At 70.0% G+C, this 22,851-nt stretch carries 22 protein-coding genes; 9 read left to right on the top strand and 13 right to left on the bottom strand.

Going from position 1 to position 22,851, the window contains the following annotated elements; all coding sequences use genetic code 11:
* The first annotated feature begins 61 nt into the window (after positions 1 to 61).
* Entirely contained in the window at positions 62 to 283 is a 222-nt protein-coding gene (locus tag EAO75_RS45955) for a hypothetical protein (RefSeq protein WP_187284511.1), read from the top strand.
* Between the two features lie 34 nt (positions 284 to 317).
* On the opposite strand, the gene EAO75_RS18940 is transcribed toward EAO75_RS45955, so the two are convergent.
* Positions 318 to 1,553, bottom strand: coding sequence for a cytochrome P450 (locus EAO75_RS18940; RefSeq protein ID WP_147996264.1), 1,236 nt, complete (start codon positions 1,551 to 1,553; stop codon positions 318 to 320).
* Between the two features lie 248 nt (positions 1,554 to 1,801).
* Between EAO75_RS18940 and EAO75_RS18935 the strand changes: the two genes are divergently transcribed.
* Positions 1,802 to 2,971, top strand: a complete 1,170-nt coding sequence (locus EAO75_RS18935; protein WP_147996263.1) for a steroid 3-ketoacyl-CoA thiolase — start codon at positions 1,802 to 1,804, stop codon at positions 2,969 to 2,971.
* Here the strand turns inward: EAO75_RS18935 and EAO75_RS18930 are convergent.
* Positions 2,955 to 3,140 (bottom strand): DUF397 domain-containing protein, encoded by a 186-nt coding sequence (locus EAO75_RS18930; RefSeq protein WP_315987406.1) that lies wholly within the window; start codon positions 3,138 to 3,140, stop codon positions 2,955 to 2,957. The two genes, EAO75_RS18935 and EAO75_RS18930, sit on opposite strands and share 17 nt — an antisense overlap.
* Positions 3,115 to 3,963: a helix-turn-helix transcriptional regulator gene (locus EAO75_RS18925; protein WP_147996261.1), complete on the bottom strand. Its 849-nt coding sequence runs from the start codon at positions 3,961 to 3,963 to the stop codon at positions 3,115 to 3,117. Before EAO75_RS18925 ends, EAO75_RS18930 begins: the two co-directional genes overlap by 26 nt.
* 92 nt (positions 3,964 to 4,055) lie before the next feature.
* On the opposite strand from EAO75_RS18925, the gene EAO75_RS18920 reads away from it, so the two are divergent.
* The gene (locus tag EAO75_RS18920; protein ID WP_147996260.1) at positions 4,056 to 4,559 is read left to right on the top strand and encodes an ATP-binding protein; all 504 of its coding nucleotides are present in this window, start codon (positions 4,056 to 4,058) and stop codon (positions 4,557 to 4,559) included.
* Here EAO75_RS18920 and EAO75_RS18915 read toward each other — a convergent pair.
* From EAO75_RS18915 to EAO75_RS18885, 7 genes are all read right to left on the bottom strand, one after another.
* Positions 4,500 to 5,876: a tryptophanase gene (locus tag EAO75_RS18915; RefSeq protein WP_187284510.1), complete on the bottom strand. Its 1,377-nt coding sequence runs from the start codon at positions 5,874 to 5,876 to the stop codon at positions 4,500 to 4,502. The two genes, EAO75_RS18920 and EAO75_RS18915, sit on opposite strands and share 60 nt — an antisense overlap.
* 88 nt (positions 5,877 to 5,964) lie before the next feature.
* The gene (locus tag EAO75_RS18910; RefSeq protein WP_261989356.1) at positions 5,965 to 7,101 is read right to left on the bottom strand and encodes a tryptophan dimethylallyltransferase family protein; all 1,137 of its coding nucleotides are present in this window, start codon (positions 7,099 to 7,101) and stop codon (positions 5,965 to 5,967) included.
* A 298-nt stretch (positions 7,102 to 7,399) separates the two neighbouring features.
* On the bottom strand, positions 7,400 to 8,734 hold the full coding sequence (locus tag EAO75_RS18905; protein ID WP_147996257.1) for a cytochrome P450: 1,335 nt from the start codon (positions 8,732 to 8,734) through the stop codon (positions 7,400 to 7,402).
* Positions 8,731 to 9,336, bottom strand: coding sequence for a GTP-binding protein (locus EAO75_RS18900; RefSeq protein WP_147996256.1), 606 nt, complete (start codon positions 9,334 to 9,336; stop codon positions 8,731 to 8,733). Before EAO75_RS18900 ends, EAO75_RS18905 begins: the two co-directional genes overlap by 4 nt.
* A complete protein-coding gene (locus tag EAO75_RS18895; protein WP_147996255.1) occupies positions 9,311 to 9,688 on the bottom strand; it encodes a DUF742 domain-containing protein in 378 nt (125 codons plus the stop codon). The genes EAO75_RS18900 and EAO75_RS18895 overlap by 26 nt, the downstream gene beginning before the upstream one ends.
* A complete protein-coding gene (locus tag EAO75_RS18890; RefSeq protein ID WP_147996254.1) occupies positions 9,685 to 10,086 on the bottom strand; it encodes a roadblock/LC7 domain-containing protein in 402 nt (133 codons plus the stop codon). Before EAO75_RS18890 ends, EAO75_RS18895 begins: the two co-directional genes overlap by 4 nt.
* Entirely contained in the window at positions 10,083 to 11,240 is a 1,158-nt protein-coding gene (locus EAO75_RS18885; protein WP_147996253.1) for an ATP-binding protein, read from the bottom strand. The genes EAO75_RS18890 and EAO75_RS18885 overlap by 4 nt, the downstream gene beginning before the upstream one ends.
* 321 nt (positions 11,241 to 11,561) lie before the next feature.
* Between EAO75_RS18885 and EAO75_RS18880 the strand changes: the two genes are divergently transcribed.
* On the top strand, positions 11,562 to 13,196 hold the full coding sequence (locus EAO75_RS18880) for a hypothetical protein (protein ID WP_410092458.1): 1,635 nt from the start codon (positions 11,562 to 11,564) through the stop codon (positions 13,194 to 13,196).
* On the opposite strand, the gene EAO75_RS18875 is transcribed toward EAO75_RS18880, so the two are convergent.
* Positions 13,150 to 15,204 (bottom strand): bifunctional glycosyltransferase 87/phosphatase PAP2 family protein, encoded by a 2,055-nt coding sequence (locus EAO75_RS18875; protein ID WP_147996251.1) that lies wholly within the window; start codon positions 15,202 to 15,204, stop codon positions 13,150 to 13,152. The two genes, EAO75_RS18880 and EAO75_RS18875, sit on opposite strands and share 47 nt — an antisense overlap.
* Before the next feature lie 300 nt (positions 15,205 to 15,504).
* Between EAO75_RS18875 and EAO75_RS18870 the strand changes: the two genes are divergently transcribed.
* The gene (locus EAO75_RS18870; RefSeq protein WP_147996250.1) at positions 15,505 to 16,623 is read left to right on the top strand and encodes a DUF2330 domain-containing protein; all 1,119 of its coding nucleotides are present in this window, start codon (positions 15,505 to 15,507) and stop codon (positions 16,621 to 16,623) included.
* Between the two features lie 93 nt (positions 16,624 to 16,716).
* The gene (locus EAO75_RS18865) at positions 16,717 to 17,388 is read left to right on the top strand and encodes an O-methyltransferase (protein ID WP_147996249.1); all 672 of its coding nucleotides are present in this window, start codon (positions 16,717 to 16,719) and stop codon (positions 17,386 to 17,388) included.
* 12 nt (positions 17,389 to 17,400) lie between these two features.
* Here the strand turns inward: EAO75_RS18865 and EAO75_RS18860 are convergent, their stop codons facing one another.
* The gene (locus EAO75_RS18860; protein WP_147996248.1) at positions 17,401 to 17,793 is read right to left on the bottom strand and encodes a hypothetical protein; all 393 of its coding nucleotides are present in this window, start codon (positions 17,791 to 17,793) and stop codon (positions 17,401 to 17,403) included.
* 98 nt (positions 17,794 to 17,891) lie between these two features.
* On the opposite strand from EAO75_RS18860, the gene EAO75_RS18855 reads away from it, so the two are divergent.
* Together EAO75_RS18855 and EAO75_RS18850 are read left to right on the top strand one after the other, a co-directional pair.
* Positions 17,892 to 18,341, top strand: a complete 450-nt coding sequence (locus EAO75_RS18855; protein ID WP_147996247.1) for a DUF1992 domain-containing protein — start codon at positions 17,892 to 17,894, stop codon at positions 18,339 to 18,341.
* Between the two features lie 120 nt (positions 18,342 to 18,461).
* Positions 18,462 to 19,115, top strand: coding sequence for a dihydrofolate reductase family protein (locus EAO75_RS18850; RefSeq protein WP_147996246.1), 654 nt, complete (start codon positions 18,462 to 18,464; stop codon positions 19,113 to 19,115).
* Positions 19,116 to 19,262: 147 nt separating this feature from the next.
* Here EAO75_RS18850 and EAO75_RS18845 read toward each other — a convergent pair whose 3' ends face one another.
* On the bottom strand, positions 19,263 to 21,347 hold the full coding sequence (locus EAO75_RS18845; RefSeq protein WP_410092455.1) for an MDR family MFS transporter: 2,085 nt from the start codon (positions 21,345 to 21,347) through the stop codon (positions 19,263 to 19,265).
* A 371-nt stretch (positions 21,348 to 21,718) separates the two neighbouring features.
* Between EAO75_RS18845 and EAO75_RS18840 the strand changes: the two genes are divergently transcribed.
* The gene (locus EAO75_RS18840) at positions 21,719 to 22,522 is read left to right on the top strand and encodes a peptidoglycan-binding domain-containing protein (RefSeq protein ID WP_315987156.1); all 804 of its coding nucleotides are present in this window, start codon (positions 21,719 to 21,721) and stop codon (positions 22,520 to 22,522) included.
* The last annotated feature ends 329 nt before the right edge of the window (positions 22,523 to 22,851 follow it).

Raw genomic sequence — 22,851 nt, 5'->3', positions numbered from 1 at the left:
GACCCCCGATCCCCGGGGTCGCCGCCTTCGCTCATGCGCCCTGCTGCTCAAGGCCCGAGCCGTGGCCGCGTTGAACGACCCGATCGCGGCGAACCTCGCACGCCGGGGCGCGCTGATCCTGAACATCCGGCTGGGCAGCACCCACCCCCAAACCGAAAATGCCTTCGCTCTGGCCAACCGTCTACTGAGACGCGACAGCCGCCAAGCCGCCCACCCGCTGACTCCCGAGATCGTCAAATTCGCCGGAACGGTGCGTCGCGGGGGAGGCAGGAACGGGGCGTAGGGATAAGGGGTGCTCCTGCCTCCCTCGGGACGGGTCAGCCGGTGCTGACCCGGAGTTCCTTCACGCCGTTGATCCACGCGGAGCGAAGCCGGCGCGGGTCGCCGACCAGGCTCAGGTCCGGCATCGCGTCGGCCACCGCGTTGAAGATCAGGTCGATCTCCAGCACCGCCAGGGACTTGCCCAGGCAGTAGTGGGGGCCTCCGCCGCCGAAGCCGAGGTGGGGGTTGGGGTCACGGGTGATGTCGAAGGTGTCCGGATTCTCGAAGACCTCGGGATCGTGATTCGCCGAGGCATAGAAGATGCCTACCCGGTCTCCCTTGTTTATGCGCTTTCCGCCCAACTCCGTGTCCTGAGTGGCCGTGCGCTGGAAGGAGACCACCGGCGTCGCCCAGCGGACGATCTCCTCCGCGGCCGTCGCGGGGCGCTCCCTCTTGTACAGCTCCCACTGCTCGGGATGGGTGAGGAAGGCGTGCATGCCGTGGGTGATGGCGTTGCGGGTCGTCTCGTTGCCGGCCACGGCCAGCATCAGCACGAAGAAGCCGAACTCGTCCGAGCCCAGGTTGCCTTCGTCCTCGGCCGCCACCAGCGTGGTGACGATGTCCTTCGCCGGGCACGCCTTGCGGTCGGCGGCCATGTTCATCGCGTAGGCGATGAGCTCGGTGGCCGACTCGGCGCCGACCTCCTCGGTGATGGCGTACTCGGGGTCGTCGTACGAGATCATCTTGTTGGACCAGTCGAAGATCTTGGCCCGGTCGTCCTGCGGGATGCCGATGAGCTCGGCGATGGCCTGGAGCGGCAGTTCGCAGGCGACCTCGGTCACGAAGTCGAAGGGGCCGGAGTGTTCCCGGGCGTTCGCGGCGATGTTGCGCGCCCGCGTCCGCAGGCGTTCCTCCAGGGCGCGGATGGCACGTGGGGTGAACACACGCTGGACGATCTGGCGGACCCGGGTGTGCTCGGGCGGGTCCATGTTCAACAGAATCAGCCGTTGCGCGTCGATGGCGTCGCGCTCGATGTGTTCGTTGAAGCGGATGATCGCGGTGTTGAGGGTGGACGAGAACAACTCCGGGTGCGTCGACACGTACTTGACGTCCGCGTGCCGGGTCACCGCCCAGTAGCCCTCGTCCTGGAATCCGGCCACGTTGGCCGGCTGCGGGATCCAGCGGACCGGTTCGGCCAGGCGCAGCTCGGCGAACTCCGGGAGGGGTACGCGGTGGTGCAGCACATCGGGGTCGGTGAAGTCGAACCCGTCGGGAAGCGCTGGACAGGACATCGGCAGCTCCAGCTATCTGACGGACCATCAGAACAGGGTTGCCGCGAAGGTAGTAACGGGTTCTACAAGTGGCAAGAGGCGCGGCACCCCCAATCCCGTGCGGAATTCGTGCAGATCTCCGCAGATCAAGACTCCGGAACGTGCACGACCCTTGCGGTGACGGAGGTCGCGTCAGCAGACTGCGAAGGGAACTAGAACACGTACTAGTTCTGGCGGAAAGCCAGGAGAGCCGAGAGGACCCCGCACCCATGGCTGCCGAACCCGTGATCGTCGAAGCAGTGCGTACCCCCATCGGCAAGCGCGGCGGCGCGCTCGCCAACCTCCACCCCGCCTATCTCCTGGGCGAGACCTACCGTGAACTCCTCGGCCGCACCGGCATCCCCGCCGACTGCGTCGAGCAGATCGTCGGCGGCACGGTGACCCACGCCGGCGAACAGTCCATGAACCCCGCGCGCACGGCCTGGCTGACCATGGGCCTGCCCTACGAGACGGCGGCGACGACCGTCGACTGTCAGTGCGGGTCCTCGCAGCAGGCCTCGCACATGACGGCCAACATGATCGCGGCGGGCGTCATCGACGTCGGGATCAGCTGCGGCGTCGAGGCGATGTCCCGGGTGCCGCTGGGGTCGGGCTCCAAGCACGGGCCCGGCAAGCCGTTCCCCGACGAGTGGAACGTCGACCTGCCCAACCAGTTCGAGGCGGCGGAGCGGATCGCCCGCCATCGGGGGCTGACGAGGGAGAACGTCGACTCACTCGGGCTGGTCTCACAGGAACGGGCCGCCGCCGCCTGGGCCGAGGAGCGGTTCAAGCGGGAGACGTTCGCCGTCCAGGTCCCGACGACCGAGGACGAGCAGCGCGCCGGGCAGGGCATGTGGCGCCTGGTCGACAAGGACGAGGGCCTGCGCGACACGTCCATGGAGGCGCTGGCGAGGCTCAAGCCCGTCATGCCGACGGCCGTGCACACTGCGGGCAACTCGTCCCAGATCAGCGACGGGGCGGCGGCGATCATGTGGGCGTCCAAGCGGATGGCGCGGGCGCTGAAGTTGCGGCCGAGGGCGCGCATCGTGGCGCAGGCACTCGTGGGTGCCGACCCGCACTTCCACCTCGACGGACCGATCGACGCGACCAAGGCCGTGCTGGGCAAGGCCGGGATGTCCCTGAAGGACATCGACCTCGTCGAGATCAACGAGGCTTTCGCATCAGTGGTGTTGAGCTGGGCGCAGGTCTTCGAGCAGGACCTGGAGAAGGTCAACGTCAACGGCGGTGCGATCGCCCTCGGGCACCCGGTGGGAGCCACCGGGGCCCGGCTGATCACGACCGCACTTCATGAACTGGAGCGGGCGGACAAGGAGTTCGCACTGATCACGATGTGCGCGGGCGGCGGACTGGCCACCGGCACGATTATTCAGCGGCTGTAGCCCAGTCCAGGAACGCCGTGAATGTGGTGGGCCCGAATGCGAGGATCGGGCCCGCCGTGCTCTTTGAGTCGCGGACAGCGACGACGGTGTGCGTTTCGCCGACCTCTACGCATTCGCCGCCCTGGTCTCCGCTGTAGCTGGACTTACGCCACTGGATCCCCGCTAGCATCTCGGTGCTCTCCATAACGCTCCTCCAGTACACGCCGGATCAACTCCGCCGAGTCCTTGAGGGAGAGGGCGGCGGCTTGGAGATGATCGTATCGGAGCGAGCAGTCCCTGACGCTGTCCGGGTTGGCCGTGGGATGCCCGCTGCCGTACCCCTCGGTGTAGACGATGGTCGGATCGCTGGGGAAGCGGAAGACAGTGAATGAGCCCTGCAATCCCGCGTGGGCTCCCGCCGAAAACGGGAGCACCTGGACGTTGACCCTCGGGTTGTGCTCGAAGGACAACAGGTGGGCCAATTGGCCGCGCATGGTTGCCGGGCCGCCGATTTCCTGGTGCAGTGCCGCCTCGCTCAGGATCATCCAGAGGACCGGCGTCTCGCTCTTCTCGAAGATGCGCTGGCGAGCCAGCCGCACCTCGGTGCGGTCGTCGAGGTCGGTGTCGTCCAGCACGCCGAGCACGGCACGCGCGTACTCCTTGGTCTGCAACAGGCCGTGCACCATGTGCGTCTGGAAGGTGCCGATCTCGATCGCCCGCGACTCCAGCTCCGCCACCTGCTGGAACCAGGCCGGAAGTTGACTGCGCATCACCAGCTCGTGCAGGCGTGACAGCAACCCGCCCGTGCCCAGCGCGATGTCCGCCCGTTCGCTGAACGGCAGCGTCGGCAGCTTTCTGGCCGTCTCGATCTGGCCGACCAGGGAGCCGGTGCAGTAGACGATGTCCCCCAGCTTCTTCTGGGTCAGCCCGGCCTCCTCCCGGTACCGACGCAGTTCGAAGCCGTAGTAGTCGAGTGGCGAGRCGCCCGGGTCGAGGGTGTTGATGTGGGTCACGCAGAGCTCCCTCTCACGCAACTGGGCCCACTCCGGGACCCGTTGTATCCGTTCCGTAGCCCAAAGTAGTCGCGCGAGGTCAGGCTCGTAGCGTGAACGGATACATTCCCCCCACCTACCTGGCGCCCCTGCGCCGCCAGTACCGCCTGCGCCTCACCGTCGGTGAGCACTCGGCCCGGCACATCCGCGCCATCGCGCGCTCGCTGCTGGGCGAGTGGGAGATGCGCGAACTGTCCGACGCCGTGGAACTGGGCGTGACCGAGCTCGTCGCCAACGTCGTACGGCATGTTCCGGACCGGCGGTGCGAGGTGCTGATGGTCCGGCAGACGTCCGGGGTCCGGGTGGAGGTGTCGGACGGTTGCGGGCAACTGCCCAGCCTGCGAGGAGAGTTGTCGACGGACGCCGAGAACGGTCGCGGGCTGCTCCTGCTGGACGCGGTGGCCGACAAGTGGGGTGTGGACGCGGCCGGGCGACGGGACGGCAAGACCGTGTGGTTCGAGTGCGGAACCACACGGTCGGGACTCACCGGTGTGGCGTCAGGACCCGTCGGCCCTGGCCGGCTCCAGCTTGATGCTGAAGTGGCGGAGGATCGGTGACTGCTCGGTGATCCGGTAACCGTGCACCGAGCTGGGGTCCTTGGCTATGTCCGCCAGGGTCTGGGCGACGTGGTCGTAGTGGCTGCGCGTGTAGACCCGGCGGGGCAGGGCGAGGCGTACGAGTTCGTAGGGCGCCGACTTGATCGGGTTGCCGTGCTCGTCCTCCTCGCCGAGGTAGAGGGACCCCAGCTCCGCCGACCGGATGCCGCCGCGGAGGTAGAGCTGGCAGGCCAGGGAGTGGCCGGGGTACTGGTGGGGCGGGATGTGGGGCAGCAGGCGCCCGGCGTTGAGGTAGAGGGCGTGCAGGCCGGCCGGCTCGACGATGTCGACGCCCGCGTCCCGGATGCGCTGGGCGAGGTGCCCGGCGATGTCGGCCCGCTCCGCCAGGTAGGAGGGCTCGGTGACCTCCAGCAGGCCCTGGGCCATCATGTCCAGGTCGCGCCCGGCGAGGCCGCCGTAGGTGGCGAACCCCTCGGTGGCGATGAGGAGGCGCTCGCACTTCTGGGCGAGCTCGGGGTCCTTGACGCCGATGAACCCGCCGATGTGGACGATGCCGTCCTTCTTGGCGCTCATGATGCAGCCGTCCGCCAGCCGGAAGGCCTCCTCGGCGACCTGGCGGGGGGTGCGGTCCTGGTAGCCGGGCTCGTGACGGGTCACCAGCCAGGCGTTCTCGGCGAACCGCGCGGCGTCGAGGATCATCGGGACGCCGTGGCGGCGGCACAGGTCGGCGGTCTGCCGCAGGTTCTCCATGGAGACGGGCTGCCCGCCTCCGCCGTTGTTGGTGATCGTCATCACCACCGCGGCCACCGGCGACTCGTTCGCGCTCTGAAGCACCTGCTCCAGCGCCTGGAGGTCGATGTTGCCCTTGAAGGGGTGCGGGCTGTCGAGGTCCTTGGCCTCGGGGCAGGGCAGGTCGCGGGCCTGGCAGCCGACCAACTCCACATTGGCGCGGGTGGTGTCGAAGTGCGTGTTCGACACGACGGTGCTGCCCGGGGTGAGCAGCGAGGTGAACAGGATGCGTTCGGCCGCGCGCCCCTGGTGGGCGGGCAGGAGGTGCGGGTAGCCGGTGAGTTCGCTGACGGTCTCGTGCCAGCGGTAGAACGACCGGGAGCCGGCGTAGGACTCGTCGCCGTTCATGCCCGCGGAAAGCTGGGCGGCGGAGATCGCGCCGGTTCCCGAGTCGCTCAGCAGGTCGATGGTGACCTCGTCGGCGCGCAGGTCGAACAGGTTGTAGGAGACCCGTCGCAGGGCTTCCTCACGCTGCTGGGGGGTGGTGAGGGGGATGGGCTCGACGACCTTGATCCGGTAGGGCTCCACGGCTCCTTCTTTCTGATGTGCTCGGGCATTCCGATACTGCGCGGGCGGCCTTGTGACGCTGCGCGGGCTTTTCCTCAGGACGGGCGGATCACTGCGCGGGGGGACGCACCGCATAGGCCTCCGAGGAGACGTACGCGGTGATGCGGGGTCGGCGGTCGCGCTCGTGCGCCAGCGCCAGGTACGCGATCAGGCCGGCGCCGTCGGAGAGTTGCCGCGTACTGAGGGCGGCGAGGGCGCGGCGCAGTACCGAGGGGTCCATGCCGAAGCGGGTCAGCACGGCCGTGGCGCGGGCGAGCGCCTCCTCGTCGTCCCTGACGTAGTCACGGACCGGGACGTGCAGGGTGAACCCGCTCGGCCGGCCGGACGTGGTCTCGGTGAAGGAGTGGCAGGTCAGCGCGGGCCGCCGCGCCAGTCGTGGCTCCGGCCTGCCTCCCGACCCGGTGGGCTGGCGCCCCTCCGCGGCGAGGTGGAAGAAGGCCTCCACGTCCTCGCGTGCCGGGCCGGGCTGCGCGCGGTTCAGTGCGTACGCCTCGGATGCGGCGAGGCTCGGATGCGCGGTGTAGACCTTGACGCGGGGTGTGTCCCAGGTACCGAGGTCCAGGGCGAGGAAGGGATAGCCGGTTGTGTCGGGAAGCGCTTCGAACGCCTGCCGGTGACCGAGCCGGTGCAGTGCTTCCTGCACGGTGGCCGTGGCGTGCTCGGGTCCGGCCGCGGCGGGATTCAGGTAGACCTTGACGCCGGGGACTCCACCGGGACGTAATTCCAGCGCGTACCACAGGGCCAGGTGACCCTGCGGGGACGCGGGCAGGAACAGGTCCTCGATGCGGTCCAACTGGGTGGTGGAGAAGTCCCAGCGGCGGGCCATGTCCCGGATGGCGGCGAGCCCTTGGCGGCCGTTGTCCGCCAAGTCGCCCGCCGTGCAGCCGGGTTCGACCAGGACGCGCAGGGCGGGAGCCGCGTCCGGCCGGAAGGCCAGGGAGAACTCGACCGGCGTGTGGTCGTCGGAAATGAAACTCGGCGAGGCGGGCGGCAGCGACAGCGAACGGCCGCACGCGTCCCCGAGGGACTCCAGGACGATGTGCGCGTACAGCGCCGACTCCGCTGCCGACGAGCCCACGACCGAGCCCAGGCGCAGCAGTTGGCCGACGACGTGATCGGCGAGTGTGGGGCTGTACTCGTAGGTGACCGGCGCGTCGGTGACCTGCGCCGTACTCGCCGTACTCACCGGACCTCCCGGGCAGGGGCAAAAAGATACCCGCCGGTGAAGGCGGGTATCCGGCCGTTGGGCCATTGCGCTTGGACGCCTATGCGGCCTATGGGGAAGGCCGACTCCTGAACGAACGTGTGGAACGACCGGGTGACGGGGCGCTGGGCACGAGTGGCAGCGGGGTTGAACTCCACAGCCCCTCCTTCATCATGTGACGACTCAGATACCCTGCGCAGTCATACCCTGGCGCTTTAACGTTCATGCAGTTGCCAGGGGCAGTTGCCTGTTACCTGTGTCACGCATGCGGAACCAGGGGTTACGCCCTGACCCACTTCAGGAAGGAACTCCACAGCCCTCCGCGTTCCTTGTTCGAGGCGGTGTCGGCGGCGGATTCCTGTGCCGTCTGGGACGGCTGGGGCTGCACCGAACGGCGCGGCGTGGTCGGGGTGAAGCGGGCCGGCAGCTGCGCCAGGGCGCGGTTGAACGGGCCGGGCCGCCAGGTCAGGCTCTCCTCCGGGACGGCGAGTTCGACGTCGGGCAGCTCGTTGAAGAGGTGCTCGATGGCCGCCAGGGTGATGAGCCGGGCCGGCTCCTTGGAGGGGCAGGCGTGCGGCCCCGCGCTCCAGGCGAGGTGCGCCCGGTTGCTGGTCTGCCCGCCCGCCGCCCGCGCCGAGGCGGCGTTGGCGGCTTGGAAGCCGACCAGCACCAGATCGCCGGCGCTGAGCTTGCCGCCGGCGAACTCCATGTCCCTGGCCGGGTAGTGGGGCGCGTAGTTGGAGATGGGCGGGTTGTGCCACAGGGTGTCGTCGAGGGCCTCTTCCAACAGCCCGTTCTGTGCGTACCGGTCGTTGGTCAGCAGCAGGTGCACGGTGTTGGCGATGAGGTTGCGCAGCGGTTCTGCGCCGGCGCCGATCAGCAGCACCAGCTGGTGGATCATCTCCGCGTCGTCCAACTTGGCCGGGTGCTGCATCAGCCATGAGGTGACGTCGTCGCCGGGCCGGGACCGCTTCAGCGCGACCAGTTCGGCCACGGCCTGGATGAGGACCTCGTTGGCCCGCTCGGCGTTGATGCCGTCGAAAATGCCGGAGACGCCGAACATGACCCGGTCGCCGATCTCCGCCGGGCAGCCGAACAGTTCGTTGAAGACGAACAGGGGGAGCTGCTTGGCGTAGTCGTTGAGCAGGTCGGCGGAGCCGCGGGTGCTGAACTGGGCGAGGAGGTAGTGCGCGATCCGGTCGACGTTCACGCTCAGCCGGTGGCTGTCGACCCGGGCGAAGCTCTCGGTGACGGCCTGGCGCAGCCGCAGGTGTTCGGCACCGTCGGTGAACATGCAGGTGGGCCGGGGGCCGAGCAGGGGAAGGACGGGGCTGTCCGGGCTGATGCGGCCCTCGTTGAGGTCGCGCCAGCGGCGGGGGTCCTTGCGGAAGTCCCCCGGGTTCTGGAGGAGGTCGAGCGCCGCCGCGTAGTCCGTGACGAGGGTCGCCTCCACGCCCGGGGCCAGCTCGACGGGGGCCGTCGGGCCGTGGTGGCGCATGTAGTCGAAGTAGGCCTGGGGGTCGGCGGCGAACTCCGCCGTGTACATGGGTATCCGTTGGCCGCTGCCGTGCGCCGGGCAGCCCGGCGGCGGTGCGGGGAAGTCTTCGCTGGTCATGCGTGCTCCAGAGCGGCGCGTTCCTGTAGGTAGCGAACGAGAGTGATCAGCGCCTGCGCCGATGAGTTCTCGTCACGTGCGTCCATTACGACGACGGGGGTGTCCGGCAGCAGGTCGAGCGCTTCCCGCAGCGCCATTTCGGTGCGTTCCGGCGTGTGGTCGAAGCGGTTGACGGCGATGGCGTAGGACAGGCCGTACTGCTCGATCAGGTCGATCACGGCGAACGAGTCCGCCAGCCGTTCGGGGTCCACCAGGACCAGGGCGCCCAGGGCGCCGCGCGCCATGTCCTCCCAGATCTGGATGAACCGCTGCTGGCCCGGGGTGCCGAACAGATAGAGCACCACGTGGTCGCTGATCGTCAGCCGCCCGAAGTCCATGGCGACCGTGGTGGTGGTCTTGCTCCGCACGCCCTTGAGATCGTCGACCGCCTCCGCCACCCGCGTCATGTTCTCCTCGGTGGAGAGCGGGGGGATCTCGGAGATGGTGCCGATGAACGTGGTCTTGCCGACCGCGAAGTGCCCGACGACCAGGATCTTCACCGCTGTCTGCGCGGCGCCGCCCCGGACGTAGGCGTCCTCATCCAAAACGCGCTTGGAGTCCATCCAGCACCTCCTGGAGAAGCTGTTGGTCGACGAGACGTGCCCGGGGCACGGGCGCTCGGGTGATCAGGTATCCCCCCTCTGCCAGTGAGCTGAGGAGGATCTTCAGCACACCCAGGGGGAGCTGGGTGTGCCCGGCGAGCTCGGCGACCGAGAGGTAGCCGCCGGAGCACATGTCCAGGAGGTGTTGCTCTTCGGGGGAGAGCCGGGTCGGGCGCTGCCGTTCGTCGCTGACCGTCGTCACGAGGGTGATCAGGGAGAACTTGTCCTCGGCGGGCAGATCACGCCCGCGTGTGATGACGTACGGCCGTACTAACTCGGCGGCTTCCGACTCGTCGGGGGTGTTGTCAGTCATGAGCGGTGGCCGATGTCCTCACGGGGTGATGTGGCCAGTTCCTTGCCCAACTGGCCGACCAGCTGCTGCATACGGAAGGTGATGTCCGCCATGTCGATGTCGGGGGCCGCCGAGACGGCGAGGTAGGCGGCCTCGCCGGCGGAGATCAGAAAGACCCAGCCGCCGTCGAACTCCACCAGCGTCTGGCGCCACTGCATGTTCTCGCCGTCGCAGAAGAAGCCCAGGGACCGGCTGAGCGACTGCACGCCGCTCATCGCGGCGGCCACGGTGTCTGCCGAGTCCCGCCCGAGATCCTTCGTACGGGCCATCAGCAGACCGTCGGCCGAGACCAGGACAGCGTGCAGGGCCCCGGGAATCTCCAGGGCACTGTCCAGCATCCATGACAGGTCGTTCTTCACGAGGTCGTCTCCGGTCCCTTGCGTCCGTCAGCGTGGCTCCCGCGCATCGCGTCCAGCGGTGCGGCGCGGCCGGTCTGGGTCCCCCGTTGGAAGGCGCTCATGATCGACGCCGTCTCCTCGGTGGAGCGGGCCGGTGAGCGCGCGGCGCCCGGACTGCTCGGGACGACGGCCATGGGCCGCTGCTTGCGCCGGCGCTTGGGCAGTCCGTCGGCGGTCGTCGCCGACGCGTCCGCGCCTGCTGCGTCCGCCTGTGCGTCGGCGTCGAAAGCCTCGGTCGGCTTCTTGGGCTCCGGCATGCTGGTCAACAGCTCCTCCGGCACGAGTACGACCGCGCGGACACCTCCGTAGGGAGAGGTGGAGTCGACGGAGACGGTGAAGCCGTAGCGCTCGCAGAGCGCGCCGATCACCGCGAAACCGAACTGCGGAGGGTTGCCCAGGTCGGAGACGCTCGCCGCGCGTTCCCCGGACAGCAGCTCCGCCGCCCTGGCCTTCTCCTCCTCGTTCATGCCGACACCCGCGTCGTCGACGACGACACAGATGCCCTTGGGCACGGACCGGACGTTGATCTCGACCACGGTCTCGGGCGCCGAGTAGCTGGTGGCGTTGTCGAGGAGTTCCGCGACCGCGAGGGCGACCGGTTCGACCGCCCTGCTGGTGACGGCGTAGTCGACCTGCGAGAGGATCTCGACCCGCTGGTAGTGGCGGATCCGCCCCTGCGCGCTGCGGATCACGTCGTAGACCGAGGCGGGGTCGCGCTGCCGGCCGAGCCAGCCCTGGCACAGGACGGCGATGGACTGCGCCCGCCTGCCGAACTGGGAGTTCATGTGGTCGATCTCCAGCAGATCCCGGAGAATCGGTGAATCTCCGTATTTGGTCTGCAATTTGGAGATGACGAGTTGCTGTTCGGCAGCAAGGCCCTGAAGTGTCCGCATCGCGGACTTCAGCACGGTTTTCGTCTCTTCGCCGGCCCGTTCCTCGGTCTGCCGGACGATCGCGTCGTATCCGCCCTCCAGATCGACGTACGAGGACTTGAGCTCGTCGTTCCGCTTGCGTAACTTTCGTATCGCCTTCTGCTGGCGAACAATGATCGTGGCAGCAGCAGGGGCACCGACTACGAGCCCCCAGATCGCCGGATCCATCACGTATTGCGTCATAAGACTCTCTTTGAGCGACTGAAGCCCCGTTGCTGAAAACCCCCCGGTCGCTTCCGGGAGGCGGCAGTACACGCGGACTCACCGACAGGGGCTCGCCCTTGCCGCCGAGACGTTTCATCTCGGAGCTTATGGCCTGCCTGGCAAGTGCTCGGAGCATATCACCGGACTTGGCTGACGATTCGTCAAATACCTTGCGAATGCCGCGAGTTGGCGGAGATTCGGGTGCCCCTCGATGAAGAATGTGTGTACTCGGCGGGCGCTTTCGGGCCGCAGCCGGTGCCGCCGATGAACGTACCGGCCCGATTCGGCGTCTTGGGTCACGTGGTCCCTGCCGAACTCACCCGTACAAGACCCGCGCCGCCGGCCGCTCCCGCCGAGCGCGGGCTCGCGCGCACGCTGTGGAACCGTCACCGGGTCCCGCTGCTCGCGACGCTCCCCGCCCTGCCCCTGTACGCGATCTGGTGGGCCTTTCTGGCCACCGGCGGCGGCGACCTCGCGGCGCAATACGCCTGGGCCGGGTTCGCGGCGCGGCACGGCGATTCCGCTTACAACCTCTTCTGGTACGGCGGCACCCATACCGCCAACTACAGCCTGATATCCCCGTATCTGATGGCCGCCGTCGGGGTGCGCGCGCTCACCGTCGTCTCCGGTCTCGCCGCCTCCTGGCTGGCGGCCCTGCTCATCGAGCGGACGGGCCTGCGAAGACCCCTGGGTCCGGCCCTGCTCGCGTCGTTCGCCCTGTGGTGCAACGTGGCCTCCGGGCGCACCACCTTCGCCCTCGGCGTCGCCTTCGGACTCGCCGCGTGCCTGATGCTGACGCGGGAGCGCCGGGTCGTCCTCGCCGCCGCCTACGCCGCCCTGGCGACCATGGCCAGTCCCGTGGCCGGGCTGTTCCTGGTGGTCGTCGGCGCCGCGCACCTCGTCACCCGCGACTGGTCCCGCGCCCTCGCCCTGCTCCTGCCGCCCGCCGTCATCGTCGGCGTGACCACCCTGGTGTTCCCCTTCAAGGGCGAGCAGCTGATGTTCGCCGGGCGAATATGGCCGCCCTTCTTCCTGGGCCTGGCCGTCACCCTCTTGGCCCCGCGCACCTGGCGCGTCGCCCGCATCAGCGGTGCCGTCTACGCGGCGGGGACCGTCCTGACCTATCTCGTCGCCTCCCCCATCGGCACGAACGTCGAGCGCTTCGCCGAGCTGTTCGCGCCCGCCGCGCTGCTCGCCGTGCTGCTCGCCCAGCCGCAGCTGGCGAAGCTGCGCCGGAACCTGCTGATCGCCGCCCTCGTCTTCTCCGTCGCCTGGGTGACCAAGAAGACCGCCGACGACCTGTACGTCTCCACGACCGTGCCGGCCTGGGCCGCCGAGACCCACGGAGTGGTCCGCGCCCTGGACCACCTCGGCGCCGACCGCACCCGCGTCGAGGTCGTCCCGGCCCGCAACCACCGCGAGGCCAGCGGGCTCGCCCCGCACGTGAACATGGCCCGCGGCTGGAACCGGCAGCTCGACATGGAGCGGGCCCGGCTGTTCTACGACGGGTCCTTCTCGCCCGCCACCTACCGGGCGTGGCTGGACCGCTGGGCCGTCGGGTTCGTGGTGCTGCCGCTGGGCAGGCCCGACGGGTACGCCAAGGACGAGGCGCGGCTGGTGCGGGACCACCGGCCCGACTGGCTGGAGCCGGTGTGGCAGGACGCGCACTGGCGGGTGTTCCGGGTGAAGGACGCGCGGCCGCTGGTGAGCGAGCCCGCGACCGTCGAGTCGACGTCCAGCGCCGACATCGTCATCCGCATGGCGCGGGCGGGCAGCGCGACCGTGCGCATCGCCTACTCGCAGTGGCTGCGCGCGGACGGCGGCGGATGCCTCACCCCGCAGGGCGAGTTCACCCGGCTCACCGTCTCGGCGCCCGGCGAGTACCGGATCAGCTCGGAGTACGGTCCCTCACCGGAGCCGGGGAGTCGCTGCTGACCTTCTCGGCCTGTGCCGTCACCACCTTGGCGCGCGGGCCCTGGAAGAGGTACGTCACCCCGAAGCCGGCGCCCACGACGGCCGCGCCGCCGAACGCGTCCAGCACCCAGTGGTTGCCGGTGACGACGATCGCGGTGACCGTGAAGAGCGGGTGCAGCAGGCCCAGCGCCTTCATCCACCACTTCGGTGCCAGCATCACGATGACGATGCCGCACCACAGGGACCAGCCGAAGTGCAGGGACGGCATCGCCGCGTACTGGTTGGTGAGCTCGGTCAGCGTGCCGTAGTCGGGCTGGGAGAAGTCCTGCACGCCGTGGACCGTGTCGATGAAGCCGAGGCCGGGCATCAGGCGGGGCGGGGCGAGCGGGTAGAGCCAGAAGCCGATCAGGGCGAAGACGGTGGCGAAGCCGATCGCGGTGCGGGCCCAGCGGTAGTCGGTCGGGCGGCGCCAGTACAGGACGGCGAGGATCGCGAGCGGGACGCCGAAGTGGAACGACTCGTAGTAGAAGTCGAAGAAGCTCCGCAGCCAGTCGACCTTCACGACGGCGTGGTTAGCCCAGTACTCGATGTCGATGTGCAGGGCGCGTTCGATGGAGTGGATCTCCTCGCCGTGCTCCTCGGCGGTGACCCGGCCGGCCGAGTTGGAGCCGCCGGCCGCGGCGAGCCGGATCTGGGCGTAGGCGTAGTAGGTGACCCGGATCAGCAGCAGCTCGAAGAGCAGGTTCGGGCGGGAGACGACCCGGCGCAGGAACGGCACCAGCGGGATGTGCCGGAAGCGGGAGGGGACCTTGTCGGCGTACCGGGTCGGGATCGGCGTCTGCCAGTACGGCGAGGTGCGCGACAGGAACGGCACGACGGCGGCCGTGACGATGGCGGCCAGCAGCACCAGGTCGGCCCGCAGCGGATGCAGGATCACCTTGTCCGGCACCATCATCCGCGCGGGCAGGGTCATCACCAGCACGATCGCGACCGGCCAGACGTACCGGTCGGAGGTCCGTCTGCCGACCTGGCCGACGACCGCGAGCAGCACCCACAGCAGCTGGTGCTGCCAGGCGGTGGGCGACACGACGATCGCCGCGCAGCCGGTGATGGCGACGGCGAGGAGGAGCTGTCCGTCGTGGGCGTAGCGCACGGCCCGGCGCAGCGCTAGGACGGCGACGGCGACGCCGAGGAGCAGGAAGAGGGCGATCTCCAGCGGGCCGGTCAGCCCGAACCGCAGCAGGGCGCCGTGCAGCGACTGGTTGGCGAGGTCGTCGGCGCGCCCGCCGAGGCCGACGCCGGCCATGTGGTGCACCCAGTAGGTGTACGAGTCACCGGGCATCGCCGCCCAGGCGAGCAGCGTGCACGCGGCGAACGTGGCGCCCGTGGAGAGCGCGGCCCGGCGCCGGCCGGTGAACCACAGCAGCGGGGTGAACAGCAGCAGGGTCGGCTGCAGGGCGGCCGCGACGCCGATGAGCACGCCGCTGGTGCGCTCGCCGCGCACGGCGAAGCAGCCGAGCAGGACGAGCAGGACCGGCATGATGCTGGTCTGGCCGAGGTAGAGGGTGTTGCGCACCGGCAGCGACAGCATCAGCAGGCTGATCGCGACGGGCGCGGCGAGCAGCGAGGTCCTGCGGCTCACGGGCTGGGGCAGGGCGCGGGCGGCGATCAGGCCGAGGGCGACGACGAGCAGGAGGGTGCCGAAGGTCCAGCCCCAGCCGAGGGCCTGCTCGGCGGCGCGGGTCAGCGGCTTGAGGACGAGCCCGCCGAACGGCGTACCGGTGAACTGCGTGGAGTCGTACAGCGAACCCTTCACATGGAGCACGCCGTCCGGCCCGACCCAGGTCTCCAGATCCGTCAGCCGCTCCCCGCGCGGCGTACTGAGGACGACGGCCACCTGCCGTACGGCGAGGATCGCGGCGACCAGCCACAGCCCGAGCCGCGCCACGCGGACGCGTGCCTGGACCGCGCCGACGGCCGTCGCTCCGAGCGCATCCGCCGTTCGCCCACCATGCTCCGCATTCGCCACGCCTCGTCGGCCTCCCGCCCCGATTCGTCCCACGCGTCCCATGCGTCATGAATTTTTTCGAACCCGGTGGGCCCGCACCACCCCGGGGGAGGGACGCCGGCAACCCCGGATTCACCTGACGTCCGCCCTCCTTTTGTCCGGATGACGATAGTCGGAGGGGGAATCGGGCGCCTCCGGTGGGGCGCGGCATGTCTCACATCGCGCCGCCCTGCCCCCGGATGGAGGATCATCCGCCGTACCGTCTGAAGCTCTGGCGTCGGCCACGGCGGCGGGGCTCGCGGGACGGAGGGGCTGCACGCGATGGCGGACTTACTGCGCGGAGGGGTTCGGAGGCGGGCCCTCACCGTCGTCCTGGCGCTGCTCGCCCTCCAGCTCGGTCAGCTCGCGGCGCCCGCGTGGGCGTGCGGCTGCGGGGCCATGGTGCCCGGTGACGCGCGGCGGGTGGCCGTCGGCCGTGAGGAGTCCGTGGTCCGCTGGGACGGGACGGACGAGCAGGTCGTGATGCGGCTGACCGTCGACGGGGATGCCGAGCGCGTCGCGTGGATCATGCCGGTGCCACGGCGGGCGACGGTCCGACTCGGCGACCCCGGGCTCTTCGACGAGCTGCACGAGGTCACCGCCCCCGTGCACCGCACGCGGTACCACTTCTGGCCCCAGGACGGTGACTGGCCCCTGGTGACCGGCGACGGCACTGTGGGCGCCCCGCGCCCGCCCGGCGCCGCCGGCGGACCTCCCGTGAGCGTCGTCGGCCGGCAGCGGCTCGGCCCCTTCGACGTGGCCCGGCTGACGGCCACCGACCCCGGCGCGCTGGACGGCTGGCTGGACAGCAACGGCTTCGCCCTGCCGCCCCGCCTGACCGGGGCCCTGCGGCCGTACGTGCAAAAGCGCTGGGAGTACGTGGCCGTGAAGCTGACCCCGCAGACCACCGGAACGGCCCTGACGGGTGCCCTGGACCCGCTGCACCTCACCTTCCGCACCGACCGGCCGGTCTACCCGATGCGCCTGTCACGCCTGGCCGGCACCCCGCAGTCCCTGGGCCTGTACGTGCTCGCCGCACACCGGATGGAACCGGCGTCCGGGATCGGCGGCGAACGTCCCCGCGTCACCTACGCCGGACGGGTGACGGCGAGGACCGGCCCGCTGGCCGAGCTGGCGGCGGGGACGCCGTTCCTGACGGCGATCGGCCAGGAGTTCCCGTACCCCGAGCGCATCCGGGGCGACCACGAGCTGCGCCGGGCGAGGGCCGACGACACGTTCCAGCAGGTGATCTACGAGGACCGGCTGCGCACGGTGGCCGGCGTCCCGGTCTGGCTGGTGACGGTGACCGCGGCGCTCACCGCGGCGATGGCCACGGCCGCGGTGCTCGCCGTACGACGCACCCGGCCCCGTCCCGAGCAGCCGCCTGCGCCGACCGGCTGAATCCACGATCCTGGAATTCCGGGAGACCATCGGGGAACGGATAGTCGGCGGTGCTACTTAGCGCTTACGACCAGCCATACGAAAGGCAAGGCGATGAGCGAGTCGCAGGTCTGGGACGACGTCGACGAGTACTTCTCCGCCCACCTCTCACCCGACGACGACGCCCTCCAGGCGGCCCTGCGCGACAGCGAAGCGGCCGGTCTGCCGAGCATCAGCGTCACCGCGACCCAGGGCAAGCTGCTGCGGCTCCTCGCCGAGATCCAGGGCGCCCGCAACATCCTGGAGATCGGCACCCTCGGCGGCTACAGCACCATCTGGCTGGCCCGCGCCCTGCCCGCCGACGGCCGCCTGATCTCGCTGGAGTACAGCGCCAGGAACGCCGAGGTCGCCACCCGCAACATCGCGCGCGCCGACCTGGACAGGATCGTCGAGGTCCGGGTCGGCCCGGCCCTGGAGTCGCTGCCCAAGCTGGCCGACGAGAACCCGGCCCCCTTCGACCTGGTCTTCATCGACGCCGACAAGGCCAACAACCCCCACTACATCGACTGGGCGCTGCGGCTCACGAGCACGGGCAGCCTGATCGTCGTCGACAACGTGGTGCGCGGCGGCCTGGTCGTCGACGCCGACAGCGACGCGCCGGACATCCGAGGCACCCGCGCCGCCATCGAACTGATCGGCAGCCACCCGAGGTTGAGCGGCACGGCGATCCAGACGGTGGGCGGCAAGGGCTACGACGGCTTCGCGCTGGCGCGGGTGCTGGCGTAGCCCTCCCGGGGCTCAGGCCTCGTGGTAGAAGCCGACGTTGACGCTGCGGGGCGCGGTGCGGTCGTGGATGACGATCTCGCCGCTGCCGCCCCTCGGCAGCGGTACGGTCCCGCCGTAGCCGATGGGCTGGGCGTACTGCCCCACGGTGAGCCGCACGTCGGAGGACGGATCGGCCTGCGAGCCGCGCAGCCAGGACACCTGCCAGCTGCCGTCGGGCCCGCACAGGAACTCCAGATGGACCCGCGACACGAACAGCCAGTCGTCCGGCGTCGAGAGCCGGCACACCGCCTTGTCGCGGCCCACCCGCAGCACCGCGCCCGGCTCGCTGGGCGCGTCGGCCATGAGCATGCCGGCCGTGGCACCCTCGTCCGCCGCGGACACGGCGGCCATCGTGAGTTCGAGCACTGGCGCCCCTCCTGAAACATCCTTGTACGGAGGCCGTTTTGGCCACCGACGCCGCATGATAAATCGCCCGGCACCGCCGCGTCCGGCACAATGAACTCATGACCGAGCGAAAGCCTCCCGGTGTCCCGTTCGAGTCCTGGGTCGACAAGCAGATCCACGATGCGCAGGTCCGGGGCGACTTCGACAGGCTGCCCGGCGCCGGCGAACCACTGCCGAACGACTTGGAAGCCCCGTACGACGAACTGTGGTGGGTCAAGCGCAAGATGGCCCGCGAGGGCCTGTCGGTCCTCCCCCCGGCCCTGGCCCTGCGCAAGGAGGCGGAGGACGCGCTGACAGCGGCGTACGCGGCCCCCACGGAACGGACCGTCCGGAAGATCATCACGGACGTCAACGCCAAGATCCGCGACATGCTCCTGAAGCCACCGCCCGGCCCTCCCCTGGGCCGCAAGCCCTACGACGTGGAAGAGGTCGTACGGGAGTGGCGGGAGAGGCGCCGGGCGACGGGCGGGACGAATGTGCCGGACGCGTCGGGTGCGTCGGACGCGTAGCAGCCTCGTACGGCGCCCAAAATCGCCCGGCCCGGCGTGTCGATTCGGCGGCTCCCCGATCGACGTCATGGTGAAAGCCCGCTCATGACGTAACCGACACACGGAAGGGATGGGGCACCCATGTCACTGGTCCGCGTCCACAACTTCGCCATCTCACTCGACGGCTTCGGCACCGGCGAAGGCCTGAGCCAAGAGGCTCCGTTCGGCCACGCCGGCGAAAGGCTGCACGAGTGGATGTTCGCCACCCGGTGGTGGCACGAGCAGACCGGCCGCCCCGGCGGGAGCAACGGCCTCGACAACGCCTTCGTCCAGCAGTTCACGCCCGGGATCGGCGCCGAGATCATGGGCGCCGGAAAGTTCGGCCACCCCGGCTGGCACGAGGACCCGCAGTGGAAGGGTTGGTGGGGCCCCAACCCGCCCTTCCACACACCGACCTTCATCCTCACCCACCACCCGCGCCCGTCGATCGAGATGGAGGGCGGCACGACGTTCCACTTCCTCGACGCCTCACCCGCCGAGGCGCTGGCTCAGGCCCGCAAGGCCGCGGGCGACCTGGACGTACGCATCGGCGGCGGCCCCACCGTGGTCCGCGACTTCCTGGCCGCCAGGCTCATCGACCACCTGCACGTGGTGGTGGTCCCGATCCTCCTGGGCCGAGGCACCCGCCTCTGGGACAACCTGGAAAGCCTCGAAGAGGCCTACGACATCGAGGCCGTCTCCTCACCCAGCGGAGTGACGCACCTGACGTTCACCCGTTCCCCGGAGCACGACTAGGGCCTGTCGGCGGCGCCCACCACACAACCGTGGGCGCTACGCGCACCCCCACCGAACAGCAACGGGCCGCCGCAGGCACCCCCGCTCACCCGCCGGAGGCACCCGGCTGCTCCCGATCCGACCCGCACAACTCCGAGTTCAGCTCCGTCACCAGCTGAGCCAGATCAGTAGGCCGGTCCGGCCCCCACCAGTCCCCCAGCAACTCCGCCAACGACTCCTCCCGAACTCGGAGTTGTGCGGGTCGGATCGGGAGCAGCCGGGTGCCTCCGGCGGGTGAGCGGGGGTGCCTGCGGCGGCCCGTTGCTGTTCGGTGGGGGTGCGCGTAGCGCCCACGGTTGTGTGGTGGGCGCCGCCGACAGGCCCTAGTCGTGCCTCCCGGACGCCGAGCCCCCGCCCCTCCACCTGCCGAGCCGCATCCAGGATCACGGTCAGCGGCACGGTGCTGCGCTCCGCGAGCACGCCGGGCTCCACCCACCCGTACCTCTTGATCCGCAGCAGCAGCCAACTGGCCGCGGGCAGCAGGTCGTACCCCGCCCGCTCGGTGATCGTCCGGTACACCTCCCGCCGCCCCTCCCGCGTACCGAGCACGGACAACGCCCGGCACACCTCGTCGTACGACGACCGCTCGACGGGATTGCTGGCCAGCGTCTCGGTGACATCGGGCGCGGTGACCGACCCGCGCAGCTTGTCCTCCCGCAGGAACCAGGCCAGCACGAACCCGAGCAGCGCGACCGGAGCGGCGTACAGGAACACGTCGGTGATCGCGGAGGCGTACGCCTGCAACGCCGCCGGCCGCAGCGACCCCGGCAGTTCGTCGATCCCCCGCGGATCCGACTCCAGCCCCGCCAGCGAGACCCCCTCGGGCAGCCGGACCCCCCGGTACGCCTCCACGAGCTTGTCGTCGAGCCGGCTCGCGAAGATCGTGCCGAAGATCGCCACCCCGAACGAGGCCCCGATCGACCGGAAGAACGTCGCTCCTGAGGTCGCGACGCCGAGATCCTCGTACGACACGGCGTTCTGCACGATCAGCACCAGCACCTGCATGACCAGCCCGAGCCCCAGCCCGAAGACGAAGAAGAACAGGCTCATCTCCCAGGTGGAGCTGTCCGCTTCCAGCTGATGCAGCAACAGCAGACCCAGTACGGTCACTCCGGTCCCGGCGATCGGGAAGACCTTCCAGCGCCCGGTACGGCTGACGATCTGCCCGGACCCGGTGGACGCCAGGAGCATGCCGACGACCATCGGCAGCATGTGCACACCGGACATGGTCGGGCTGACGCCCTGCACGACCTGGAGGAACGTCGGCAGATAGGTCATCGCGCCGAACATGGCGAACCCGACGATGAAGCTGATGACCGCGGACAGCGTGAAGGTCCGCACCTGGAACAGCTTCAGCGGCAGCACGGGTTCGGGAGCCGACCGCTCCACCGTCACGAACACCACCGCGAGCACCACCCCCAGCAGGGCCAGCCCGACGATCTGCACCGACCCCCAGCCCCATGTCGTCCCGCCGAGGGACGCCACCAGCACGAGACAGGTGGCCACGGACGCGATGAGGAACGTGCCGAGGTAGTCGATGACATGACGCGTCGACTTGTGCGGGATCCGCAGCACGGCGGCGATGACGGTGAGCGCGACGGCCCCGACGGGAAGGTTGATGTAGAACACCCACCGCCAGCTCAGATGCTCCGTGAACACCCCGCCGAGCAGCGGCCCGAGCACACTGCTCGCCCCGAACACGGCACCGAACAGGCCCTGGTACCGGCCCCGTTCACGCGGCGGGACGATGTCCCCGACGATCGCCATCGACAGCACCATCAGCCCGCCGCCGCCGACGCCCTGAACGGCGCGGAAGGCGATGAGCTGAGCCATGTCCTGGGCCATGCCGCACAGCACGGAACCGACCAGGAAGATCACGATCGCGATCTGGAAGAGCCGCTTGCGCCCGTACTGGTCACCGAGCTTGCCCCACAGCGGGGTGGCGGCGGTGGACGCCAGCAGATACGCCGTCACGACCCAGGACAGATGCTCCAGTCCGCCGAGGTCGCTGACGATGGTGGGCAGCGCGGTGGACACGATCGTCTGGTCGAGCGCGGCGAGCAGCATCCCGAGGAGCAGCGCGCCGATGGAGACGAGGACGTTGCCGGGCACGTTCTCGTGCGCCGCGGCGCGCCGCTCCGGGGGCTGCGCGTCACGCACATTTCCCGTCATACCGTGCGCGTCCCCGGCCATGAAGACCTCCCGAAGGTCTCGTTACACCCTCCATCGTGATCGCTATGTGCCGTTACGGCCTGTCGAGTCCCATTGGAATCGCCCCTTCCGGGGGCTTGAGGAGAGAGCGTGAGGGACGTCTGCATAATCTGGGGAGTTCGCGAGGGAGGGACGAACGAGTGACACAGCCGAGGGGCACCGAGGGGCCGAGGGGCCCTCAGGACCCGGGTAGCCCGAATGGTCACCTTTGCCCACAGTGCGGTGCGCCGAGGGCCGCCGACAACACCCCGTCGTGCGGCTGTGGCGAGCGCGCGTCCGAGGCCCTCAGAGACGCCCGTACGGCACAGGCGGCAGCGGCGGAGGACTTCGATCCGCTGCGCATACGGCCATACGTGGAGCTGGAGCGCGACAACCCCGCCGAAACGATGCAGCTGCGGCCGGTTGACCCACAGGGGCCGGCCCCGCAGCCCCTGACCCCGCCGGCGTCCGCGGAGACGGCACCGAGCGCACAGGACCTGAACCTGTTCGAGCTCGACACGGCGCCGGACGACGAGGACGACAGGGACGAGGTGCGCGGCACGGCTTCCCGGCACCGTCGCACGATCCTGCTCGGCGTGGGCGGAGCGCTCGTGGTCGTGATGACGGCGGCGGGCCTGGCGAGCGGCCTGTTCAGCTACGAGGCGCCGTCGCGCAAGACGGCACTCCCGGACGACGTACGGGCGAGCGTCCCGGCCGCGTCGAGCAGCGAGACGGAGGCCGGCGCCACGCCGACCGAGAGGGCGACGCGGGCGGAAGCGCCCTCGGCCTCCGCGTCACCGACGCAGAGGTCGACGCCCTCGCCGTCCCCGTCCCGGTCGACGGCGTCCCCGAGCGAGAGCCCGACCCCGTCGACGGAACCGACGAACTCCCCCTCGACCACCGAAGCGGCGGCCGGTTCCCCGCAGGAGTCCGCCGCTCCGCGCGAGCCCGCGCCGACGGTGCTGAGCCGGGGCGACCGGGGCCCCGAGGTCACCGAACTCGAACTCCGCCTCACCCAACTCGGCCTGTACACGAGGCAGGCCAAGGGCAACTACAACGAGGGCGTCGAGGACGCGGTCGCCCGGTATCAGTGGGCGCGGGGGGTCCAGACGGAGGAGTACGGGGTGTACGACCTGGAGACCAGGGAGAGCCTGGAGTCGGAAACGACGCAGCCGTGACGCTGCGCTGCGGGGGCGGTTCGCCGTAGAGCTCGGGCCCTCGGGTCCGTCGGCGGCTGCGGGCCGCCTGTGGCCGTTCGCGCAGTTCCCCGCGCCCCTGGAGGTCGGCCTCGCGGCCGTCGACCCAGGGGCGCGGGGAACTGCGCGACCAGCCCGACACAACCCGCGGCCGCCATCGAGCCATCCGTGCCGAGCTCTACGGCGAACCGCCCCCGCAGCGCAGCGTCACGGCTGCGTCGTTTCCGACTCCAGGCTCTCCCTGGTCTCCAGGTCGTACACCCCGTACTCCTCCGTCTGGACCCCCCGCGCCCACTGATACCGGGCGACCG

Source organism: Streptomyces sp. UW30, from assembly GCF_008042075.1.
Classification (GTDB): Bacteria; Actinomycetota; Actinomycetes; order Streptomycetales; family Streptomycetaceae; genus Streptomyces.
Note: the sequence above shows the minus strand (reverse complement) of the source record. Positions and strands in the feature narration are given on the sequence as shown.

Excerpts from the sequence above, each read along its gene's own strand:
- EAO75_RS18885 (WP_147996253.1), bottom strand. The coding sequence starts at position 11,240 with ATGACGCAATACGTGATGGATCCGGCGATCTGGGGGCTCGTAGTCGGT.
- EAO75_RS18870 (WP_147996250.1), top strand. The coding sequence starts at position 15,505 with ATGGCGGACTTACTGCGCGGAGGGGTTCGGAGGCGGGCCCTCACCGTC.
- EAO75_RS18930 (WP_315987406.1), bottom strand. The coding sequence starts at position 3,140 with ATGCTAGCGGGGATCCAGTGGCGTAAGTCCAGCTACAGCGGAGACCAG.
- EAO75_RS18940 (WP_147996264.1), bottom strand. The coding sequence starts at position 1,553 with ATGTCCTGTCCAGCGCTTCCCGACGGGTTCGACTTCACCGACCCCGAT.
- EAO75_RS18855 (WP_147996247.1), top strand. The coding sequence starts at position 17,892 with ATGACCGAGCGAAAGCCTCCCGGTGTCCCGTTCGAGTCCTGGGTCGAC.
- EAO75_RS18935 (WP_147996263.1), top strand. The coding sequence starts at position 1,802 with ATGGCTGCCGAACCCGTGATCGTCGAAGCAGTGCGTACCCCCATCGGC.
- EAO75_RS18850 (WP_147996246.1), top strand. The coding sequence starts at position 18,462 with ATGTCACTGGTCCGCGTCCACAACTTCGCCATCTCACTCGACGGCTTC.
- EAO75_RS18895 (WP_147996255.1), bottom strand. The coding sequence starts at position 9,688 with ATGACTGACAACACCCCCGACGAGTCGGAAGCCGCCGAGTTAGTACGG.
- EAO75_RS18900 (WP_147996256.1), bottom strand. The coding sequence starts at position 9,336 with ATGGACTCCAAGCGCGTTTTGGATGAGGACGCCTACGTCCGGGGCGGC.
- EAO75_RS18905 (WP_147996257.1), bottom strand. The coding sequence starts at position 8,734 with ATGACCAGCGAAGACTTCCCCGCACCGCCGCCGGGCTGCCCGGCGCAC.
- EAO75_RS18865 (WP_147996249.1), top strand. The coding sequence starts at position 16,717 with ATGAGCGAGTCGCAGGTCTGGGACGACGTCGACGAGTACTTCTCCGCC.
- EAO75_RS18845 (WP_410092455.1), bottom strand. The coding sequence starts at position 21,347 with ATGGCCGGGGACGCGCACGGTATGACGGGAAATGTGCGTGACGCGCAG.